Raw genomic sequence first — 3,094 nt, 5'->3', positions numbered from 1 at the left:
GTGACATGATAAGCTTTAGCGAAGCTGCGGATAAAAGCACGTTTGACCATAGGGTGACGGCTTGAGGCCAAGCGCCCAGCAACTTCGCTTAATTGCTGCTGCGGGACAAACTGTTGGATCGTGGCGAATAAATTCATAATAAAGCTACCAAAGTATTTTGTATAAGAGCGGTGTTTGTATAAGGACATGAATGGCGGTATTTTATCACGATAAAGCGGATGCTGTGTGAGCATAAGTTATCGGTTTACGACTGTTTTATTTAGCCCTCTTACTAAAACGTGCAAGCTATAGTCGATATCAAATAAAACAGATAAGTCATATTGTAGCGCGAGATTGAAATAGTTTTTTCTTGCGTGCTGTGCCTACGCCGCTTGATGCTGCAAAAAAACTATTTCAACCTCGCTGTATTTTTTTATATTAGACTGATTATAGTATCAATCTCAACAAAGGAGTCAGAATGAAGGCACTCATTCAGCGGGTTCATAATGCCAGTGTCACGGTCGGCGCAGAGACTGTTGGCGCTATAGAGCAGGGCGTATTAGCTTATATTGGGCTTGGACACGAGGATACGATAGATCATGGCAAGCGTATGATCGATAAAATATTAACCTACCGTATTTTTGAAAATGAGAGCAATAAGCTTGACCGAAACGTGCAACAAGTGAATGGCGGTGTATTGTTAGTATCGCAATTTACCCTCATGGCAAAAACCAATAAAGGTCGGCGTCCCGACTTTGGCGGCGCAATGGCTCCTGATAAAGCGCAGGCACTATTTTCTGAGATGGTCGCTTACGCCCAGTCTAAGCATGCAAACGTTGCCACAGGTCAGTTTGGCGCTAATATGCAGGTTGCAAGTATTAATGATGGACCACTTAACTTTATATTAGAAGTGTTATAGCGCTAAATGTTATAAATTATAGAACCTAATGTTATAGAGCTAAGTGTCATCAAACCGTCACAATTTAAGTGTTTAATAAGTAGTCAGTAAGCATCGACTTTATATGTTAATTACTCAAAGTTTTATAACAAGGCTTGTATATGCAAAGTGAGCAGATTTTGATTGTCGAGGATGAGCTTGCGATTCGCGAAATGGTAGTGATGACCCTTGAGAGCGCAGGGTTTGAGAGTTTGCAAGCGGCGGACGCGTTTGAGGCACACCAGCAAGTGGTGGATCATAGGCCAGCGCTGATTTTGCTAGACTGGATGTTGCCCGGTGATAAAAGCGGTATTGATTTTTGTCGCATGCTAAAGAGTGATGAGTTGCTGCGCGAGATACCGGTCATTATGCTCACGGCAAAAGGAGAGGAAGATAACAAGGTTCATGGTCTCGATGCCGGCGCGGACGATTATATGACCAAGCCGTTCTCGACGCGTGAGCTGATCTCAAGAATCAAGGCAGTGCTACGCCGTAGTAGCGCACTTAGTAGTAATACACCGATAACAATAGGCGCGCTTAGTTTAGATAATCAAAGCCAGCGGGTGAGTGCTAATGGACAGTTTATCGATATAGGTCCGACAGAATATCGCTTACTGGCATTTTTTATGAGTCGTCCAGAGCGCGCTTATACGCGCTCGCAGCTATTAGATCAGGTTTGGGGCGGCAACGTCTATATCGAAGAGCGAACAGTCGATGTACACATTCGGCGCTTACGTAAATTACTACGTCCTTATGGCTGTGATACCTTGATTCAAACGGTTCGCGGCACCGGTTATCGCATGTCTAGTTTGATTGAAAAAAAGCAGTAAACGTAACCACTAAACACAGTCTCGCTACGAGAAAGGATGAGAGTAGTCATGTCGATTGACCACCACAAGCCAAATACGTCTGAGCAAGCTGATCGATTTGATAATAAAACAGTAATGACAAAGATGAACCGTGCTTGGGAAGCGCTAAAAGATGCCGTGGTTTTAATAGACGGTGACGATCGCTTGACGTGGTGGAATCTGGCAGCGGCGCAGCTATTATCATTGCAAGACAAAGATCAGGGCAAAAGCATTTTTGACTATATTCAGGCGCCTGAGTTTCACGAGTATTATCAAGAGGTCACAGCCCATCACGATCTGCACAAAGATGTCCATAATGATGGTGTGCACATGGCCTCATGGCGTGATCCCAAGCGTTATTTAAAGTGTGAGATGACAGCTTTTGATAAGGATAAGCTGTTGATGATCTATGATGTGACGCGATTGCAGCATTTAGAGCAAATGCGCCGCGATTTTGTAGCCAATGTCTCTCACGAGCTACGAACGCCATTGACCGTATTGATGGGCTACCTAGAGAACTACTCAGACCAATCCGACATACCACCAAAGTGGCAACGTGGGCTTGAGCTGATGACTCAACAGACCGCGCGTATGAATAGAATCGTAAATGATTTGCTACTGTTGTCCAAAATCGAAATCGAAGAGACGTATGAGCTTGGTTATATCGATATGACCAAATTGCTCACGCATGTGTACGATGATGCGCAGGCTTACAATCAGGACTATGGACATACCATTCATTTGCAAATAGACACTTATGACGGGCTGTATGGTTCAGAGATGTACTTAAACAGCGCGCTATCGAACCTAGTCATTAATGCCATTAAGTATACGCCAAAAGGCGGCAATATCGAAATTAGCTGGGTTAAAACCTCTCAGGGTTGTCAGTTCTCTGTTACAGATAATGGTATCGGTATTGCCACGTCGCATATCGCGCGTTTAACAGAGCGTTTTTATCGTGTCGATAGTGGTCGTAGCCGTGCTACAGGAGGCACGGGACTGGGGCTGGCTATCGTCAAGCATGTATTGCATCAATACAATACATGCTTACAAATCGAGTCGGAATTAGGCATAGGTTCAACATTTAGTGCGACTTTTGCTAGCAGTTATGTACGCTCACTATCTTAAAGGATTGTCTAACCATACGTATCGTATTGGATCAATGTATGAGATACCTAAGTCGTGATCATTCAGGTTTTATAAGTAAAGGATAAGGATTCACCGCGCTACCCTTGATATAGATGCCGTAATGCACATGAGGCGGCGTGCCTTTGGCGTTACCACTATCGCCCACATAGCCGATGATGTCGCCACTATCCACCCAATCGTT

4 protein-coding genes and 1 pseudogene are annotated in these 3,094 nt (G+C 44.3%); 3 read left to right on the top strand and 2 right to left on the bottom strand.

What is annotated here, in order from left to right:
* Positions 1-137 (bottom strand): annotated as a pseudogene (locus ACTXGO_RS11735) (archaetidylserine decarboxylase); the annotation flags it as partial.
* 320 nt (positions 138-457) lie between these two features.
* Between ACTXGO_RS11735 and dtd the strand changes: the two are divergent.
* The 3 genes from dtd to phoR all read left to right on the top strand — a co-directional run bounded on the left by dtd (position 458) and on the right by phoR (position 2,892).
* Positions 458-898, top strand: a complete 441-nt coding sequence (dtd, locus tag ACTXGO_RS11730) for a D-aminoacyl-tRNA deacylase (RefSeq protein WP_435949718.1) — start codon at positions 458-460, stop codon at positions 896-898.
* A gap of 140 nt (positions 899-1,038) precedes the next feature.
* On the top strand, positions 1,039-1,746 hold the full coding sequence (gene phoB, locus ACTXGO_RS11725) for a phosphate regulon transcriptional regulator PhoB (RefSeq protein WP_435949717.1): 708 nt from the start codon (positions 1,039-1,041) through the stop codon (positions 1,744-1,746).
* A 48-nt stretch (positions 1,747-1,794) separates the two neighbouring features.
* Complete coding sequence (gene phoR, locus ACTXGO_RS11720) at positions 1,795-2,892, top strand: phosphate regulon sensor histidine kinase PhoR (protein ID WP_443543309.1); 1,098 nt, start codon at positions 1,795-1,797, stop codon at positions 2,890-2,892.
* A gap of 58 nt (positions 2,893-2,950) precedes the next feature.
* Here the strand turns inward: phoR and ACTXGO_RS11715 are convergent.
* The coding region (locus tag ACTXGO_RS11715) for a M23 family metallopeptidase (RefSeq protein ID WP_443574637.1) at positions 2,951-3,094 on the bottom strand (144 nt) is incomplete at its 5' end.

This window comes from Psychrobacter sp. T6-1, assembly GCF_052258445.1.
Note: the sequence above shows the minus strand (reverse complement) of the source record. Positions and strands in the feature narration are given on the sequence as shown.

Excerpts from the sequence above, each read along its gene's own strand:
- dtd (WP_435949718.1), top strand. The coding sequence starts at position 458 with ATGAAGGCACTCATTCAGCGGGTTCATAATGCCAGTGTCACGGTCGGC.
- phoB (WP_435949717.1), top strand. The coding sequence starts at position 1,039 with ATGCAAAGTGAGCAGATTTTGATTGTCGAGGATGAGCTTGCGATTCGC.
- phoR (WP_443543309.1), top strand. The coding sequence starts at position 1,795 with ATGTCGATTGACCACCACAAGCCAAATACGTCTGAGCAAGCTGATCGA.